The sequence below is a fragment of the Lachnoanaerobaculum orale genome (assembly GCF_003862485.1).
In the GTDB taxonomy this organism is placed as follows: domain Bacteria; phylum Bacillota; class Clostridia; order Lachnospirales; family Lachnospiraceae; genus Lachnoanaerobaculum; species Lachnoanaerobaculum orale.
On sequence record NZ_RRCM01000002.1, the window covers coordinates 168,358 to 186,828 of the forward strand.

General features: G+C 37.9%; 18 protein-coding genes. 2 read left to right on the forward strand and 16 right to left on the reverse strand.

What is annotated here, in order from left to right; genetic code table 11:
* Positions 1 to 16 precede the first annotated feature (16 nt).
* Genes EHW90_RS10875 through EHW90_RS10890 form a run of 4 tightly spaced genes read right to left on the reverse strand, consistent with a single transcriptional unit; the run spans position 17 to position 5,539 of the window.
* Complete coding sequence (locus EHW90_RS10875) at positions 17 to 598, reverse strand: TerD family protein (RefSeq protein ID WP_060931135.1); 582 nt, start codon at positions 596 to 598, stop codon at positions 17 to 19.
* An 11-nt stretch (positions 599 to 609) separates the two neighbouring features.
* Complete coding sequence (locus tag EHW90_RS10880) at positions 610 to 1,752, reverse strand: toxic anion resistance protein (protein ID WP_167456755.1); 1,143 nt, start codon at positions 1,750 to 1,752, stop codon at positions 610 to 612.
* Positions 1,753 to 1,808: 56 nt separating this feature from the next.
* Positions 1,809 to 4,061, reverse strand: a complete 2,253-nt coding sequence (locus EHW90_RS10885) for a YceG family protein (protein WP_124952791.1) — start codon at positions 4,059 to 4,061, stop codon at positions 1,809 to 1,811.
* A 20-nt stretch (positions 4,062 to 4,081) separates the two neighbouring features.
* On the reverse strand, positions 4,082 to 5,539 hold the full coding sequence (locus tag EHW90_RS10890) for a S1C family serine protease (RefSeq protein WP_124952792.1): 1,458 nt from the start codon (positions 5,537 to 5,539) through the stop codon (positions 4,082 to 4,084).
* A gap of 176 nt (positions 5,540 to 5,715) precedes the next feature.
* Between EHW90_RS10890 and EHW90_RS10895 the strand changes: the two genes are divergently transcribed.
* Positions 5,716 to 6,675, forward strand: a complete 960-nt coding sequence (locus EHW90_RS10895) for an HpcH/HpaI aldolase/citrate lyase family protein (RefSeq protein WP_124952793.1) — start codon at positions 5,716 to 5,718, stop codon at positions 6,673 to 6,675.
* Positions 6,676 to 6,732: 57 nt separating this feature from the next.
* Here the strand turns inward: EHW90_RS10895 and EHW90_RS10900 are convergent, their stop codons facing one another.
* The 9 genes from EHW90_RS10900 to EHW90_RS10940 form a co-directional block, all read right to left on the reverse strand.
* A complete protein-coding gene (locus tag EHW90_RS10900; protein WP_124952794.1) occupies positions 6,733 to 7,779 on the reverse strand; it encodes a cysteine protease StiP family protein in 1,047 nt (348 codons plus the stop codon).
* A complete protein-coding gene (locus EHW90_RS10905; protein ID WP_124952795.1) occupies positions 7,763 to 8,881 on the reverse strand; it encodes a phosphoribosyltransferase domain-containing protein in 1,119 nt (372 codons plus the stop codon). The genes EHW90_RS10900 and EHW90_RS10905 overlap by 17 nt, the downstream gene beginning before the upstream one ends.
* A gap of 68 nt (positions 8,882 to 8,949) precedes the next feature.
* Positions 8,950 to 9,732, reverse strand: coding sequence for a GNAT family N-acetyltransferase (locus EHW90_RS10910; protein ID WP_124952796.1), 783 nt, complete (start codon positions 9,730 to 9,732; stop codon positions 8,950 to 8,952).
* Positions 9,733 to 9,814: 82 nt separating this feature from the next.
* On the reverse strand, positions 9,815 to 10,003 hold the full coding sequence (locus tag EHW90_RS10915; RefSeq protein WP_124952797.1) for a hypothetical protein: 189 nt from the start codon (positions 10,001 to 10,003) through the stop codon (positions 9,815 to 9,817).
* Positions 9,993 to 10,262 (reverse strand): BrnT family toxin, encoded by a 270-nt coding sequence (locus EHW90_RS10920; protein ID WP_207667055.1) that lies wholly within the window; start codon positions 10,260 to 10,262, stop codon positions 9,993 to 9,995. Before EHW90_RS10920 ends, EHW90_RS10915 begins: the two co-directional genes overlap by 11 nt.
* A 97-nt stretch (positions 10,263 to 10,359) precedes the next feature.
* Positions 10,360 to 11,133: a C40 family peptidase gene (locus EHW90_RS10925; RefSeq protein ID WP_040458247.1), complete on the reverse strand. Its 774-nt coding sequence runs from the start codon at positions 11,131 to 11,133 to the stop codon at positions 10,360 to 10,362.
* Positions 11,134 to 11,574: 441 nt separating this feature from the next.
* Entirely contained in the window at positions 11,575 to 12,102 is a 528-nt protein-coding gene (locus EHW90_RS10930) for an HAAS signaling domain-containing protein (RefSeq protein ID WP_124952799.1), read from the reverse strand.
* Between the two features lie 8 nt (positions 12,103 to 12,110).
* Positions 12,111 to 12,485: a M48 metallopeptidase family protein gene (locus tag EHW90_RS10935; protein ID WP_009446772.1), complete on the reverse strand. Its 375-nt coding sequence runs from the start codon at positions 12,483 to 12,485 to the stop codon at positions 12,111 to 12,113.
* Positions 12,475 to 13,701, reverse strand: a complete 1,227-nt coding sequence (locus EHW90_RS10940) for a DUF1015 domain-containing protein (RefSeq protein WP_124952800.1) — start codon at positions 13,699 to 13,701, stop codon at positions 12,475 to 12,477. The genes EHW90_RS10935 and EHW90_RS10940 overlap by 11 nt, the downstream gene beginning before the upstream one ends.
* A gap of 198 nt (positions 13,702 to 13,899) precedes the next feature.
* Between EHW90_RS10940 and EHW90_RS10945 the strand changes: the two genes are divergently transcribed.
* Positions 13,900 to 14,268: an EXLDI protein gene (locus EHW90_RS10945; RefSeq protein WP_124952801.1), complete on the forward strand. Its 369-nt coding sequence runs from the start codon at positions 13,900 to 13,902 to the stop codon at positions 14,266 to 14,268.
* A 206-nt stretch (positions 14,269 to 14,474) separates the two neighbouring features.
* Here the strand turns inward: EHW90_RS10945 and EHW90_RS10955 are convergent, their stop codons facing one another.
* Genes EHW90_RS10955 through ilvB form a run of 3 tightly spaced genes read right to left on the reverse strand, consistent with a single transcriptional unit; the run spans position 14,475 to position 18,470 of the window.
* A complete protein-coding gene (locus tag EHW90_RS10955; protein WP_124952802.1) occupies positions 14,475 to 15,638 on the reverse strand; it encodes a phosphoglycerate dehydrogenase in 1,164 nt (387 codons plus the stop codon).
* 9 nt (positions 15,639 to 15,647) lie between these two features.
* Positions 15,648 to 16,730, reverse strand: coding sequence for a 3-phosphoserine/phosphohydroxythreonine transaminase (gene serC, locus EHW90_RS10960; RefSeq protein ID WP_124952803.1), 1,083 nt, complete (start codon positions 16,728 to 16,730; stop codon positions 15,648 to 15,650).
* Positions 16,731 to 16,781: 51 nt separating this feature from the next.
* Positions 16,782 to 18,470 carry a biosynthetic-type acetolactate synthase large subunit gene (ilvB, locus tag EHW90_RS10965; protein WP_124952804.1) on the reverse strand — a complete coding sequence of 563 codons (1,689 nt, stop codon included), beginning with the start codon at positions 18,468 to 18,470 and terminating at the stop codon, positions 16,782 to 16,784.
* Position 18,471: the final 1 nt, after the last annotated feature.

Consider the following 18,471-nt stretch of genomic DNA (forward strand, 5'->3'; position numbering starts at 1 on the left):
TCCTAGTCTCTTTAGCCTACGCTACTTCTATTCCGTAGTGATTGCAAAGTGCCGCAAGTCCGCCGCCGAAACCGCTTCCGATAGCATTGAACTTCCACTCGCCGTTGTGCTTATATAACTCACCTACCACTACCGCTGTCTCAATAGAGAAGTCCTCACCGAGGTCAAATCTGATAATCTCGGTATTTGTTACCTCATCCACGATTCTGATGTATGCGTTTGATACCTGACCGAAGTTTTGTCTTCTTGACTCGGCATCATAGATTGTTACGGTGAATGCAATCTTTTCGATATTTGCAGGTACCTTTGAAAGGTCGATTTTTATCTGCTCATCGTCTCCGTCACCTTCACCTGTAAGGTTATCTCCCATATGCTCAACGCTCTCTGACGGATGCTTTAAATTGCCGTAGAAGATAAAGTCCTTTTCAGTAGGACATTTACCGTTGGCTCCTACCATAAATGCAGCGGCATCAAGGTCGAAATCAGCACCTGAGTCAAACGCATTTACATCCCATCCTAAACCTACAATTACTTTTTTCAGTCCCGGATTTGTCTTTGTTAAATCTACTTTCTGTCCTTTGGATAAATTGATTGGCATAAAATCCTCCTTTATACACCGAATTTTTTATAAAATTCATTTTTAATATTTTCAAGTTTTACCTTGTCTTCAGCTCTCTGTCTTCTTGCGTCATCCTGTATTCTCTTTGTTTCTTCGATACCGTTTACAATAGTCTTCCAAGACTTCTCAAGAGTATCCACTTTTATTGAGCTGCCTGAAGCCATCTGTGCCGTAAGCTTTGCCTGCTCGACAGTATTGGTTGCATTCTTTAAAATCATCTCATTTGTCTTCTTATCAAGCTCTGAGAGTGCTTCAGCCTGCAATCTCTGTCTCTTAAGCATAATAGCCTGTGCAAGACTCTGCTTAAAGATAGGCAATGTGATAATGAAAGCCGAGTTTATCTTTCTTATCAGGTTTATATTGCTGAACTCCATTGTCTTTAACATAGGAATTGTCTGCATAGCCACATTCTCAGCCACTCTAAGGTCCTGTGTTCTTTGCTCAAGCATCATAAGTGCATTGTTAAGAGTGGTAAGCTCAAACTGTATGGACTTATCACCTGTACGATCCATCTCGGCTGTTTTATCCGCAATAGCCCCTTCAAGCTCTTTACAACCCTGCTCGCCTGCCAAAATATACTTAAGCAGGTCGTGGTAATAGTTCACATTTGAATCAAACATGGTGTTGAGCTTTTTATTGGTCTCTTTGATCTCACCCTCGTAACCCTTAAGCTCTACATATATCTTGTCAATCTCTCCGCCCATGGTCTGATACTTTGCCATTATCTTATCAAGCTGCTTTTTGATACCGCCGAACAGTTTGTCAAAAAGACCCGGATCCTGCTTGATCTCTTCGATATCGAACTTGCTCATGATATTGGCAAGTACACCAAGCATCTTGGATGTCTCTTCAATCTGAGCTATATTCATACTGTTAAGTACCAAATCCGACGACTTTGATATCTCGGTGGCCACCTCTCCTCCGAAGGTTACAATACTGTCAAGATTATCAAGTTCTATCTTGCTTACAAGTGCATCCACCTCTGCAGAATTGACCAAATCGTTTCTTAGTTTCTCAGACTCTACCGCAATATCAAAGGTCTGAGTTGTAGCCGGTAATGTCTCACCTTCTACGGCGGTATCTGTCACTACGCTTGCTTCACTTTGTTTTGCTTTTGAAAAATCAAGTCCCATTTTTTCCTCCTTGCTCTGTGCTTTAAAAACCGCAGACACAGAGGCCTATAGTTTTATTAACCAAAAAGTCTGGCAAAAAAAGATTTTTTCTTATTATTGCCCGCCTTTAGCCTACTGAAATCAGGTATAGCCACATCATAAAGATAATTGCCTATTATATGTTCCTTTACTATCTGATTGTTGAAATATTTGCTGATATTGTCATATCCCGTAGGTACAAAAAACAATATATCAAAACCTATCAGATTCAAAAAGGCGACAATTATACTATCTTCCAACGAAATTATGCTCTCCGTTGTATTTACTATTATAAGCTTTGGAGGGCATTTTGTAAAATCAAAGCTCTGTATAAATCTTAAAATTTCCTTAGGTAAATCTAAAACAATTGTAATAATCTTATATTCCACTCCGTTTTGCCCTGTTCCGACTATTACCTTACTCTTTAAAAGCTCCGACAGTTTGTCTAAAATATAATCCTGAGTCTCAGCTCTTAAATAGTCATATTTGAAACCGTCCCATTTCTTTATTGCTTCCTTATCAAGTCTGTTGTTCTTATAAAATGAGGTCACGCCTGCAGCAACGCTTACATTGCCTTTGTAGATATTTTCATTCTTGTATAAGAGTGTGGTATCCGTCAAAAGGTCCTTTATCTTAGCAAAATATGCATCTATATCCGAATTCACTACGCCTGAGACTTTTGCGCATATCACAGGGATATTTACCGCATTGTCAACTGTGGAGAAGTTCGGTCTGAATCTGGCTTCCTGTTTCCAATAAATTGCTATCTCCTCATAGGTGGTCGACAGTATTATTACATTTGCCTTTGTAAACTGCATATCCCTATACATTCCCGTATCCGAATACATCATGCTGTCCAAATCTCTTTCCGCATTACGTGCGGTAGTACTTATACTGAGTCCTACACTGTCTGTCGGAAACTCTCTTATTTTCAAAGTCTCTTCAAAGCGTATATCATAAAGGTTCTTATCTTCAAGCTTGTCTTTTAGCTTTTCAGGGTTAAAAATCACCACATCGACGGGCAGCTTGGACACCATCTTTAAAAACAGACATTCCGTATCACTCTCCACGCTTCCGAAGTATATAAGTATCGGTGTAGGCGAATGTATATCCATACCGTTCATAAGCTCCACTATATATCTGTTTATCCAGCAGAGTATATATATGCCCTTATTCATTATCTTGTTAAGGTCCATATTCATAAGCTTACTTGTCTCAATCATAGTGTCTACAAAAGCGTCTCTTGCGACATCTAAAAACACGTTGTTTGTGAACTTGATATTGGTTTTAAGGTCAAGTATAAGCTGATTTTCATTGGCATAATTGCCTCTTTTTATCTTGGCTATCTCATCCACGCTCGGATTTGTGATACTGTTGTTTATCACCTGTACTTTTCTGTTTGCCCTCTTCAAATCCTGATAGAGAAGGTAGAGTTCATTGGTATAATTGTTTCTGTCGTCACAACCGTTTATCCTTACAAACATGTTGTAAAAAAAGGCTGTGTTCTCACCTCTTTTTATATTTTTCAAATCCTCAAAGATATCACCGCTAAGCCATGCGTTGGTATTGGGCTTTATATTTACATTGCCGCTGTAGAGCATCTTTTTGTTTTTATCATCCTCGTACAGTTTAAGCAGCCAATCAAGGTTAAATCCCGGCGGAAATCCCTCACTGCCCATCTTTAAATCAATGGAAAACTGTGACTTCGGGTCTATGGCCAAATACTGTGAGTCGCCTCCGGGTTGCAAGAGTATAATATCCGCACCTGCATTTGATAATATATTTAATGTGGAAAGCTCCGAGAAGTTCACATTACCCCAGAAAATAATCTTAGGTATATCCTCACTTCCAAGCCTTTCCATAATGTTATAAAAGTTATAGTAGAGCCAACACATTATTCTTGTGAAGTTGTTCTTCAATATCTCTATATTCTTACCCTGACGCCTTAATACCTCCAAAGTATCAAAGATGCCGTCAGCCATAGACGCTCTCTCATAGTCTCTGATTCTTGGAAGCCATCTCTTAAGGGCATCCGCTATAAAGCCCGGACCGTGTACATATCTGTCACCTATAATCTCGTTAAAATATGAGATATTGTCGGCTGTAGGATTTTCAATATGTGTGTCAATTATTGCTCCGTCCTTTTTGGCCAATTCATAATATTTTCTGATAAATTCCAGTATTGTTTCGTCATATGAGTTTATCCTGTAAAAGTATACTCCTCTGGGCTTTCTCATACTAAGTCTTTTAAAAAAATCATCAACTTCTTTTATCTTTTGATGCAACAGCATATATTATCCCCTTTCAAGTATTATCTTATAAAGCTTTTTGCAAATCCATATATGGCATCATACGGTACCGCCAAGTTTATATTCTGTCCTTCACTAAATCCTGCCGTACTTATTCCTATTACCTCTCCAAACATATTTAAAACCGCACCGCCTGATGAACCCGGCGATATCGGTGCACTGAACTGTATCATGTCCACATTGTCGATATTTCTAAAACCTGATATGATACCGTCCGAAACCGAGTTGAAAAGTCCGAGCGGACTGCCTATAGCCACCACATTTTGCCCTCTTACAAGTTTCTCTCTTCCGTCAAAAAGCCTTAAAGGACTCAGTACTCTTGCTATCCTTATTATGGCAAGGTCAAGATATTGATTGTACTTTATCACCTCATCGGTTTTATAAATTCTCTCGTCATCTTCAATCCTTACTTCAAAATAGTAACCGCCTCTTATTACATGGTTGTTTGTCAGTATGAATCCGTCTTTTCCGATCATTATGCCTGAACCTGTTCCAAGCATCTTTTGTCTGTTGTCATATACCGCAATCATTACAATGGATGTTGAGAGTTTTGCAAGCTCGATATAGCTAAGCTCCCTGTCAGTCTTTATACCGGACCTAGGCATATTTGTATCTGCAGAAGCTACTGCCGTCTTAGCAGCTCCTCCCGTATTTGATATATGAGAGTTTGCCGCACTTGCTTCAGTCTTTATTGCTTTATTATCTCTGTCTTTTCTTCTTATTGATGCAAGGCTTATTCTCACTCTGCCTTCTTCTTTAACCTGTGCTGTGGGACTCTCTTTTTTGATATCTTTACTTTTTGTACTCTCAGGTATTTCATAAGGCTTCAGCACCAACTTATCCTCAATGAAATCTCCTATTCTCTTAGTGTAAAAATGATCCTTCAGTATATCCGTATCTTTTGAGTACTGTAAAAGGCAGACATCCATTCCAAGCAGATTTAGGAATACAAAAAAATAGATTTCAGACTCCTTATCTATGTTTTTTGCCACCACCTTTATATTCCTGCCTCCGTCAATCTTTATATCCGAAAAGTTTTCACACAACCAATACAAAAGCTTTACCATTATATTTTTTTGTATTGTATCTGTCAGATTCTTCTTATATTTGTGCAGCAGATTCTCAATTTCTTTCATTGCACCTATAAGTTCTCTCTCTGAAATATTTGTCTTTAAAATATCTATATGACCGGTGTTTACAAAGTTTTCATAGGCCGTTTTTATGCTCATGCAATCACTGTTTATATGAAGTGAATCAATATATTTATAATATATTTTCCCTTCTCTCATATCCTTTGACAGATATTTTAAAAGGTCGTTTATTTCATTTTCAGCACCTTCAGACGCCCCGCTAAACTTGACCGCATAAGTGTTTCTTATATCGCCGTTTTTGCCGCCTCTTATACTGCCAAACTCCATATAGCTGTTTATATTTATAGGATTCAACCTGTATTTAAACATATTTACTCCATTGAATTCTTTCTTTGTTTTATAACTTTTCTATGCTATAATTATACCAATAATAAGCCTATATTCAAGATGCCCCGTATAAAAGACCGTCTACAAAATAAGCGGCCGTTTTATCCTTGCAATCTTAAGCTCATTTGTAATTTTATATTTTTTGACAGGGGAAGACTATGAAAGATTCCGGTATTTACTATAGCTTGGGTGCATTGCTTTACACCGCTGCCGACAATACGAATATTATAGACGATATAATATTTGAAAAATTTAATATTCCGTTTTCTTTAGCATTTTCATTTGATACGACAAGCAATGATGCCGAAGCCGACAAGGCCGAGAATGTCCTTGTAAAGACCTTGGACAAGCTCTTTGTTGCAAAAAAGGAGAGAAATTTCTATATACCCAAGCTCTTTATAAGAGTCCTTTCCACAGCACATATCCCACATCTTTACAAGAAGTTCGGAAGCTTACTTGATCTTATCACCGGATTTATACTGCCTGACTTTTCAGTATCAAATGCAGATGTTTATATCTATGAAATGCAGCGTATCAACTCGGTACTTTCCACCCCTGTATATATTCTACCGGAGCTTGACGGCATAGCGCTTCTTGACTTAAAAAGCAGATACATTGACCTTTATTCAATCAAAGAAAGACTTGCAACATATGAGGACTATGTGCTCAATTTGCTTGTTTCAACAGGTAGCGTACTCAATTCTTTTTGTGTAAGGAGAAGAGTTGACGAAAATATTTATCAGAGCTCCCCTGTAGCTTCACTTTTAGCCGACATCGTAACTGTATTTGCAACCGATTATATACTATGTGCTCCCGCTTTTGAATATTATGCGGGTATAGGCTGGGAAGAGGGACTTTTAAAGGAAATCGAGTTTGATAAGATGAACGGTTTTGTAGGCAAGACTGTAGTACATCCTAAGCAGATTTCAATTGTCAATGACGCTTATAAGGTATCAAGTATTGACTATGACGATGCACAGAGTGTGTTGGATGATAAGAAGATATATCAGGTCCGTGCCAATGTAAACGATACCAGAATGAATGAACCGAAAATCCACTACAGCTGGGCAATGCAGGTTATATTCCTTGCAAAGTACTTCGGCGTAAAGAAATATTGATTTAAAAGGGGATGTGAAAAAATTGATCAAGTTTTTTCGCATCCCCCTTTAAGTGCCCTATATGTCTTTCATCTTTTTTATAATGCCCATACATTTATAATTGTTTAATCTTGTATACTCTATTTCGCTGTCTTTTTCTTTTGCCAGTCTGACTATATGGCGAAGCTCTCTGTCATCTTTATATCTCTCATCTATAAGGACTTTCCACGGCACTCTTCTTAACAGCACTCTTGTAGTCTCTCCTATACCCGGCTTTATCAGGTTTATATCCTCTATACAAAATCTCTTTGCCTGATTTTGCGCCTCAGTTATTCCCTTTGTCTTCGGCATATCCGTATTATCTTTATGAGTTCTGAAAAGTTTTTGTATCTCATCTATGAAATGATAACTTAAATCCTGATCTTTATATTCCTTATAATACAGTGCTCCGTGGAAATCATTTTCACCTATTATATCACTCCTTAAAAACGTCCTGCTGACCAGTCCGCACACCGTAGCATTGAGTGCAGAGCTTGGAATAAATATATCACTGTAAGTTCCCGTAAGTACGGTCTCACCTGCCGGGTCGCATACCACCGCAAGTTCAGGCGAAACGCCTTCATAGTTTTTGACCGCCTTCTTTAATTCCTTAAGTATTGCGCCCTTTCCAATCCACCCGTCTACAAAGAGTATATCCTTTGCAGGATGGTTCTTTAAAATATACTTCATAGCATTGTCGTCAATGCCTCTGTCTCTGATTATGGATACGGAATAATGCGGCAAATCCATATTATACTTCAGGTTTATATATCTTTTTAAAAGTATTCCTATAGGAGTACCCGCTCTTGCAAGTGATACAAGCACAATATTCTTTCCGCGGCTTTTCACTATCTTGTCTGCAAGTGAACCCAGCGCATCCGCCATAGCCTGCCCGAAGATTTGTAGCGAATCAAAGTATATGTCCATATATTCCTTACTTGGAATATATTCTATCGGAAGCATTTCGCTGTAATGCATTCCCGACTGTATAAGTTTTTCTCTCTCCCTGCTTGGCAGAGGTTCCACCATTCCGGTAACATCTTTTAAAAGGAATATTACATCCTCTTTTTTATAACTGCTGTTCATTATCCCACCTGATAAAATATATATCTTTATTGCCGGCAAGTTTTATTGCCTTTAATATATCGTTTTCACCGTTCTTATCTTTGCCGTCACTGACTAAAAAGAATATATCACTCTTTTTAAGATCATAGATATATGTCTGTCTGTTTTTGTCATAGATACTCTCCACCTCATATCTTGTATGCAGAGGATAATCCTTTGTCTTTGAAACTTCAATAGGACTTCTGGTGGAAGAATGTACATAGACCTTACTTGACTTATCCGCATTCTCATATATGTACTGTGCCAACTTAAGCGGCACATAGATAAACTCTTCAGTTCCAAGTACCGTAATGGTATTTTTACCCTTTATCAAAGTCTTTATATCTATATTTTTTTCCAGGTACTCTTCCAATCTTATTATTTCATTATCAAGATCTTTTATATTTAACAGTCTTCTTGTTCTTATATCTGTTTTAAAATCTATATATTTTATATTGTTTTCTTTCGGAGCATTTTCTATTCTATATACATCTCCGTCTGTGACGGTATCAAGCACATCGGCTTCAAAGTTTTCTTTATTTATATCTCGTATATAGATAATCTCCACATTTCTTTCTTTAAAAAACTTTTTTCGATCTTTTGAGAGTGTATTTGTAAGCGGTGCTATCGCATATTTTTTGTTTCCATTAAATATGCTCTCTATTTCCTCTATACAATGCCATATAGTATTGCCTGTAGTTATCTCATCTTCTACAAATACGATTCTCTCAACCTTTTCATAGATTTCTTTCATATCGGCAAGTACAATTCTTTGTTCCGTGGCGTGGCTGTGTGCCTCCGTAAAATATATGTACTCATTTTCTTCACATATGTTTTCTCTGGTTGTCTGCATAAAATAGGCTCCGGCACTGCTTGCCAGAGTTGCTCCTATCGCTATCGCCGTTTCCGCAAAACCTATAACAAGTGCATTCTTTAATACATTTTTTGAAAGTTTTGCAAGTGTATCATACTCATTTTCAACGTCTTCAACCAATGCAGGCTTGTGTTTGCCCTGATCGGCATTGATTATCAAATACCCTCTTTTATTATTGTTGAGGCGTTTTGCAAGGCTTATCTTATTCATTTATCCCACCTGTATAAATATTTATTAACATAAATATAGGGGTGACTTTCGCCACCCCTATATTAAATTCAAATCTCATCATCCGAATTATAAATCTGGAATACCTGGTACTCCTTTATAAATTCAAATCCGACTCTTGAAGCAAGCTCCACAGAATGTTGATTTCTCACATCCACATATGGATTTATCTTATTGTCTTCAAGATTAAATGAAACATTGGATGCCGCTGTAAGAGCAAGGTTTCTTCTCCTGTATTCAGGATTGGTAGCAAATACAAGTTCCATAAAATCATTACTGTATACCCTACCCATGCATCCGCTTACAGCTTTATTGTCTTTGTATACCATATATCCGAGTGCATCCTTCTTAAAGTCCTCACTGTTGTCAAAGCAGGCAGAGAAGTCTTCGCTCCACATATCGTTTGAGAGAGCTTCGTATTCATCAGGCTTAACTTTATCTATATTAAGTCCTTCTTCCAATGCACCGTTTAACTCTACCAGCAGTTCTCTGTTTTTTATACCTTTAAATTGTAACAGATATCTTGAAAAGTTTCTGTATCTGCAATCTATATTCTCTACAAGCCAGTCTATCCAAGACTCTGAAGTAGGGATAATATATGATCCTTCTCCATGTCTTGCTATAGTTCCCCACAAAGATACAGCTCTGTCCTTTTTTGGAGTAACTCCCAATATATACATATAGTGGTATATTTTTATAACACAGTATGAAGCTGCACCTGTAGCAGGTACCCAGACTCTTCCACATTTTCCGGCAAGTGCCTGTCTAACTAAGATGTCGTCTGTCGCCAACTCCGCCAGACCTTCCCTTTCCTTCAAACCAAGTTCAACCATAATACCCTTCCTCGTCTAATCTTTTTATTTTCTTTATAAACATAGTTTAACACAAAGAATGGGTTTATACTACAATAAAAAACTATGCTCTTTGTTTAAATTCTTCCTTATGAATCTTTGACACTCTCACAAATCTATTCAACTCTTCATCTGAAAGTTCAGGACTGTCTTCATCATATAAAATAGGACATTTCTTTGCATCCTCTACTTCTTTCATCTGTTCTGCTGTCAGTTTTGTTTCTTCATTAAGTACATATGTTTTAATAGCCATCTTTATACCTTTTCCTTTCTCGCTCATTTGCGATTCTGGCTGATATTAAGCGAATCTTAGGGTCTCTATATGTATAAACTACCAACAATACATCTCCTGCAAAGCCGATCGTTATATATCTGTCTTCCATTTCACTATGCTCTTCATCAAAGTACTCTATTCGTTCCTCATCCATAAATACCATTGCAGCTGTTTCAAAGGAAATTCCATGCTTAACTTTATTGATTTTTGCTTTTTCTTCATCCCACTCAAATAGCATATCCCCCTCCACAATAATGTATTTCTGATTTAATTATAATTTTTTATTTCTTAATTTTCAATATATAAAAAATCCCCCTCATACGAGGGGTGAAATATTAACCTATAACATTTGCCATACGAATAATAGGTCTGTAATTATAATTTGAAATCTTGATTCCTGTTCTTGCAGATGAAGCGTGTACTATCTTTCCGTCGCCTATATACATAGCAACATGGCTTACAGATCTGCCTGAACCGTAGAAAATAAGATCTCCGGGCTGTAGCTGGTCTGCACTTGCTACTGTAGTACCTCTTGTAGACTGCTCTGAAGATGTTCTCGGAAGACCTACACCTGCCGCATTTGCCAAGATATACTTTACAAAACCTGAGCAATCAGCTCCGATATAAGGATTTGTACCGCCATATATATATCTTCCGCCTACAAAACTCTTAGCAAAATTGGCAATCTCTTCTCTCTTGTTTGCAGACTTTGTCTCCATTATCTTCTGTGTAGCTGAAGCTGCCGCAGCCTCCACAGATTCAAGCTCCTCTATAGAAGCGTCGCCCGTCTTTATTGACATATATCCTTCAACATCGTTATAAGAAACCCTTGCATAACCGCTTCCCATATCTTCAAGTATCTGGAATACATCTCCCTTGCTTGCCTTACCGATTGTCTCGTTTGATGTCATGCTCTTGTAGATATCAAGTGAGCTTGCTTCAACTGTTGCTATATATGTACCGCTCTTAAGTGCAGGACCGCTCATAATGCTCTGTCCGTACTGATAAGTAATCTTTCTTACTGTTGTTGCAAAAGATGTAACAGGTGAAAGAGTGGTTATAGTCATTGCTGAAAGTATTCCGATTAAAAGTTTTCTTGTGTTATTCATTTTAGGCTCCTTATTCCTTTTATGGTAAACCGACTTAAGCCGGTATTAAAATCTCTAATAATTACAAACGTTTATGTTTGTTAAGTAATTGTTACAAAACATAGTATAAGCTTACAACATCCATATGTCAAGCTTTTTATATATAATTTGAATTATTTTTTCCATATATGTTTTTCATAGAAAAAAAGGGTATAAATACCATCAATCGACGATATTTACGCCCTTCATTGTTAAACTCATACAAATTTTATTTCAAAAAGACCAACCTGATGTCTATATATATCAATCAAACTTGTAAATAAATATATATTGTACTGAAATAAAATCACAATATTTTTGTCTTTTATCCACTGTAAAGGTATTACGGATACCTCTTTACAGCCTAAAATTTCGGCCTTGAAATCTCTAAATTGTTAAATCTTGTAACACTTTTGTAATAACTTAGTACCTGTTTTTATTATCTATAATTCCTTTTATAAGTCCTATCACTATAAGCACCGCTATTATCGGCAATAGTACAGGTGCCAAAAATGAAAATACCGCCACTATAGCGACCACTACAAGTATAAGCACCGCCAATACAATAATTAAAGGAAGTATCAAACTCTTGCCGGTCATATTATAGATTTTGAAAGCACCGTTTTCTTCGCGGCGCTCCTCATAATCTTTATCAAAGCCTTTATTGTTAAACTCATAATCCTGATTTTCTTTGTAGTTATCTGTACTTTCCTCAATCACTTCATCCTCAAGCCCTACAAAGACATCACTGTAACCTTCAGCCACTTTTATTGAATTGGCGATAAGCCTCGGATCGCCAAGTTCATTCATGACGTCATCCATGCTTCTTCCCTTTGCAATCTCTCCGTCAATATATGAGGAATAGTAGTCTAAATTATATTCTATAAGAGACTGTGAACCTGTAGAAAACAAGGCTCTTTTCAGCCCTTCAAGGAACTCTTCCTTTGTCATTTATCCTCCTAAATATATCTTTTAAGTTCTTCTCTTCTTTGCTTATAGTCAGGTATCTGTTTTTCCACTTCATCCCAAAAAGCTTTGGAATGGTTCATCTGTTTTAAATGTGCAAGTTCATGCACACATACATAATCTATCAATCTCTCAGGCAGAAAAAACAGTTTAAAATTGAAATTCAAATTCTTCTTTGAAGAACAGCTTCCCCATATAGTCTTTACATTCTTTATCCTGACCATATTAAAGTGAACATCCATCCGCTTTGCAAAATCATTAAGCTTCTTTTTAAATATCTTGCCTCCTAAAGAATGTAAAAAGAATTCTACCATACTTTCATACTTGTCAACAGGCAAAATAATATGAAAATTTTCATCATATTTCATGAATAAAAATTCCGCTTCTTAGCTTAGGCTCAAACCATGTGGACTTAGGAGGCATCAGCTTGTTTTCATCAGCCACGGCAAAAAGCTCCGTCATAGAAGTCGGATGCATCAAAAATGCAACTTTTCCTCTTCCGCACTTAAGCTCACTCTCTAAAAACTCCACGCCTCTTATACCGCCTGCAAACTTTATTCTGTTATCCGTTCTCGGATCCTTTATACCAAATATCGGTTCAAGCACAAAATCCTGCAATATGGATACATCCAGACTCTTTATAGTATCGTCTGCTATAATCTCTTTCTTAGCCTTAAGGATATAGAACTTATCTTCAAGCAGCATACCGAACTCATGTCTGTTTGCAATTTCTTTTTGCACAGGGCATTCTTTTATATCAAAATTTTTTGATATACTTTCAAGTATCTCTTCCTCACTCTTTAAGTTTAAATCCAAGACTATTCTGTTGTACGGAAGGATATGCAGCTGTCTCTCATCAAATATAACAGATAAAAAGTAGTTGTACTCGGCATCCTTATCATTATATTTTTGTCTTCTCTTTAATGCCACTTTCACGGCGGAAGCCGCTCTGTGATGTCCGTCCGCAATATAGAGTGCAGATATATTTTCAAAGCATTTTGCTATCTGTGTATTGTACTCTTTTTCAACTTTCCACACTCTATGCCTTACATTATCCTCACATACAAAGTCATAAAGTGGCATATTTTTAGTATTTTGTGAGATTATCTTTTGTAAAGCGTCGTTTGCTTTGTATGCAAGGAATATAGGTCCTGTCTGTGCGTCCAGTGTATCCACATGATTTATCCTGTCAATTTCTTTTTCTTCTCTGGTGTTCTCATGCTTTTTTATAATGTTGTTCAAATAGTCGTCTACGCTTGCAAGTCCGACTATACCTGTCTGACTTCTGCCGTTCATTGTAAGCTCATACAAATAATAGCTGTCACAGACGTCCTCTTCATATATGCCCTTGTCCTTAAACTCATTGTACAAATCTCTTGCGTGCTTATAAGCCTCTTTTGAGTACATATCAAAATCATCGTCAAACGCCGTCTCCGGTCTGTCAATATTTAAAAAGGCATACGGTTTATTTGCCACAGCCGCCTTTGCTTCTTTTCTGTCATATACATCATATGGCAATGACGCCACCTGCTCTGCCATATCCTCTACGGGTCTTACACATTTGAAAGATTTTACTATAGCCATCCGTCTCTCCCTAAGTTTTTATTAAATCTCTTCAGAGTATTCTATCAAATGTAGTAACAACAAGCAATATTATATAATGAAGGACTTAAGTAAAGTCATATATTCCTGTGTGCTGTTATAAAATTTTGACAGTAGAAAAAAACACTTGTAAATAGTATAATATCGTAAGTAGTGTCGGCAAAATAAAGAGGTGGAACTATGGAGTATACTGAGATAAAACTAAACGTTTCAAATGACAACATCAAAGAATATAAGCTGTTTGAAGGAATAAAGATATATTCAGATATCTTTATATCTGAAGACAAAAAATCGCTTATAAATAAAAGGGTTTATATTACTAAAAAGAAAAATTATGTCTACTATGAAAGAACGGATGTGAATTGGAATTATTGGAATGATAAAAATAAGTATGATTTCAGTTTTGATACGAACAGTATCAAACATAATATTATATTTGAAGTATCAAAAGACTTGACTTCATTTTCACATTATCTGGGAGAAAGAGTTGTTGAAAAGATTATGTTAAAAGAAGCAACCGGAGAGATTGTGGAAAAATTGGATATATAAATATATTCTCAGTTTCAGATTTTAATATTTCTTGTACACAAAGGGGATAAGTTCTTCTTATAAAGAGCTTATCCCCTTTAATGGCATATTGATTACTCTATGATTTCTTCTATTTCACCTATCAAAATAAAATGCGGCTCCCAGCCTCCATGACCGTCAGTATAGATATCAGGATAAAGTTCATAGTAGTCTTTTATTTCCTGTAATTACTTTATAACTCTTACCTTCAAAACTCCGTCAATGGCATTTAACTCATCAACAAGTTTTTCACTCGCCTTACTCTCTATGTCGATAAGTGTATATGCTCTTGAAGCTTTTGACTTGTTTGTAAGGTCTGAGATATTGTAACCGTTTTTTGCAAATGCGGATGTAATCTGACCGATCATATTCGGAATATTCTTATGAAGGATTGCAACTCTTCCTTCCGCCTGACATACTCCCATATCACAGCTTGGGAAATTCACGGAGTTCTTGATATTACCGTTTTCAAGGTAATCCACAAGCTCATTTGCGGCCATCACAGCACAGTTGTCCTCACTCTCCTGAGTTGAAGCACCCAGATGAGGTATTACTATCGCCTTTTCCATCTTTGCAGACTTTGTATTCGGGAAGTCGGTAACATATCTTGCAACTTTTCCGCTCTCAAGAGCCTTCTCCATCTCATCATCATCTACAAGCAAATCTCTTGCAAAGTTGAGGATAACAACTCCGTCCTTCATCTCGGCTATGGAATCCTTGCCGATCATACCCTTGTTATCATTTGTAAGCGGTACATGAAGTGTGATGTAGTCGCAATCTTTGAAAATCTCGTTGATATCCGTGATATGCTTTATCTTTCTTGAAAGTCTCCATGCTGAGTTTACGGAAATATACGGGTCATATCCCAGTACTTCAAGTCCGAGTGATGCCGCCGCATTGGCAACCTCGGCACCTATCGCTCCAAGACCTATTACACCGAGCTTCTTGCCCTTTATCTCGCCGCCTGCAAAGTTTTTCTTACCCTTTTCCACATCTTTTGAAATGGTATCGGAATCCTTGATGCTTCTTGTCCACTCAATGCCGCCTACGACATCTCTTGCAGCCAAAAGCATTCCGCATATTACAAGTTCCTTTACGCCGTTTGCATTGGCTCCCGGAGTATTAAATACCACTATTCCGGCATCTGCACATTTATCAAGCGGAATATTGTTTACACCGGCACCGGCTCTGGCAATTGCAAGGAGATTTTTTGAAAATTCCATATCTCCCATTGCTGCAGACCTTACCATGATTGCATCCGCCTCATTTATGTTGTCTGTAAGCTCATAGTTTTCATCAAATATATCTGTTCCCACACTTGCGATAGCGTTTAGGCAATGTATCTTCTTCATTATATCTCCTTATGCATTTTCCTGTTCAAACTTCTTCATAAACTCAACAAGCTTTTCTACGCCTTCCTTAGGCATAGCGTTGTAGATGCTGGCTCTCATACCGCCTACACTTCTGTGTCCCTTTAAGTTTACAAATCCGTTTGCCTCAGCCTCTTTTACAAACTTGGCGTCAAGCTCCTTATCTCCTGTAACAAAAGGTACGTTCATAAGTGAACGGTCTTCCTTTCTTACAGTGCCTTTAAAGAGTTTTGATGAATCAAGGAAATCATATAAAATCTTTGCCTTCTCTTCATTTCTCTTCTTCATTGCACTAAGTCCGCCAAGAGATTTTATCCACTTGAACACCTTGCCGCAGATGTAGATATTGTATGTAGGAGGTGTATTATAAAGTGACTTGTTGTCTGCATGGATTTTATATCTAAGCATTGAAGGTGTGCCCTCAAGTACATCATCAGTCACCAAATCATCTCTTATGATTGCGATTGCCAAACCTGCAGGTCCTACATTCTTTTGAACGCCGCCCCAGATAAGCGCATACTTGCTCACATCCATAGGCTCTGACAAAAAGCATGATGACACATCCGCTACCAAATCCTTGCCCTTTGTATTCGGCAATGTCTTAAACTTTGTACCGTAGATTGTATTGTTCTCACAGATATATACATAGTCCGCATCTTCTCTTATAGGTAAATCGGAGCAGTCCGGAATATATGAGAATGTCTTATCCTCACTTGATGCTACAGCCACTACGTCGCCATACATCTTTGCTTCCTGAAAAGCTTTCTTTGCCCACTGACCTGTGATGATGTAGTCGGCTTTTCTGTTCTTCATAAGGTTCATCGGAACCATTGCAAACTGTGTATGTCCGCCGCCCTGTAAAAACAGCACTTTATAATTATCAGGGATGTTTAACAGATCCCTTATATCTCTTTCAGCCTCTTCTATTATGTCTTCATATACCTTGGAGCGGTGACTCATCTCCATAACCGACATTCCGCTGCCTTTATAATCAAGCATTTCTGCAGCCGCCTCTTTTAAAACTTCCTCCGGAAGTACTGCGGGACCCGCACTGAAATTATAAACTCTTCCCATGATAATCTCCTTATAACTTATATTAAAACCTACGAAGGTAGATTCCTTGCATTATTTTACCGGATGTAACTTCAAATCTTTTTCATCAAATGCATCTGATATTGCCGCTCCCGGTGATACCATCGGGAATACCTTCTCATCAGAATCAATCTCACAGTCAATAACAAAAGTGGTATTTGACTTAAGCGCCTCGTCAAATGCGGCGTCAAACTCTTCTTTTGTAGTGACTTTCTTTGCTCTTGCCCCCATAGCCTCGGCCAATTTTACAAAATCAACCTTGTCTCTTAATATAGTCTGTGAATATCTCTTACCGTAGAAGAGATTCTGCCACTGTCTTACCATTCCAAGCACATGGTTGTTGATAACAACCTGTATAATCGGTATATCATATCTTGTAGCGGTAGCTATCTCATTCATATTCATCCTGAAGCATCCGTCACCCGCTATATTCACTACGGTTTTATCCGGTTCGGCAACCTTAGCTCCTATAGATGCTCCAAGTCCGTAGCCCATTGTTCCGAGTCCGCCTGATGTTATAAGTGTTCTCGGATGCTTAAACTTATAAAACTGTGCGGCCCACATCTGATGCTGACCTACCTCCGTACAGATGATAGTGTCGTCCTTTGTCTTTTTATCTATAGTCTCTATAATGTACTCGCCTGTAAGTCCCTGCTTGTTTGTTCTGATAGGATACATATCCTTTAATCTTTCGATATGTGCAATCCACTCATCATGGTGCAGAGGATCAAGTCTTGAATTAAGCTTTCTTAAGATAAGTCTTGCATCGCCCACCAAGCTGTAATGTGCCTTGATATTCTTGCTGATTTCAGCCGCGTCCACATCTATATGTAAAATCTTTGCATTTTTTGCAAACTTCTTTGCATTACCGATTACTCTGTCCGAGAATCTTGCACCTATTACAATAAGCAAATCACACTCGGTTATTCCAAGGTTACTTGTCTTAGTTCCGTGCATTCCGACCATACCGGTATATTTAGGATCCGAGCCGTCAAAAGCTCCCTTACCCATAAGTGTATCGGCTACAGGTGCATCTATCTTTGATACGAAGGTTCTAAGTTCTTCACTTGCTTCCGAAAGTATTGCTCCGCCACCTACAAGCACATACGGCTTTTTTGAAGCTCTTATCAGTGATACGGCATCCAAAATATCTTCTTCACTTACATCAGCCTTCGGGCTTATCTTCTCAGGCTCTTTGTACTCATATTCAAAGCTGTCTCCTGTGACATCCTTTGTAATATCTATAAGTACAGGGCCCGGTCTTCCTGTAACGGCAATCTTAAAAGCTCTTCTGATGGTATCGGCAAGCTTGTTACCGTCTTTTACTATAAAGCTGTACTTTGTTACAGGCATCACTATACCTGATATATCCACCTCTTGGAACGAGTCCTTTCCCAGAAGGCTGTTACCTACATTACAGGTAATGGCAACCATAGGTATGGAATCCATATATGCACTTGCAATACCTGTTACAAGATTGGTAGCTCCCGGGCCGCTGGTGGCAAGGCATACTCCCACCTTGCCGCTTGCTCTGGCATAGCCGTCCGCAGCGTGTGAAGCGCCCTGCTCATGACTTGTAAGTATATGTCTTATTTTGTCCTGATTTTTATATAACTCGTCATATAGGTTTAATATTGCACCGCCCGGATAACCGAAAACCGTATCCACGCCCTGTTCCAACAGACATTCAACTATTATCTTTGAACCACTTATTTTAGCCATA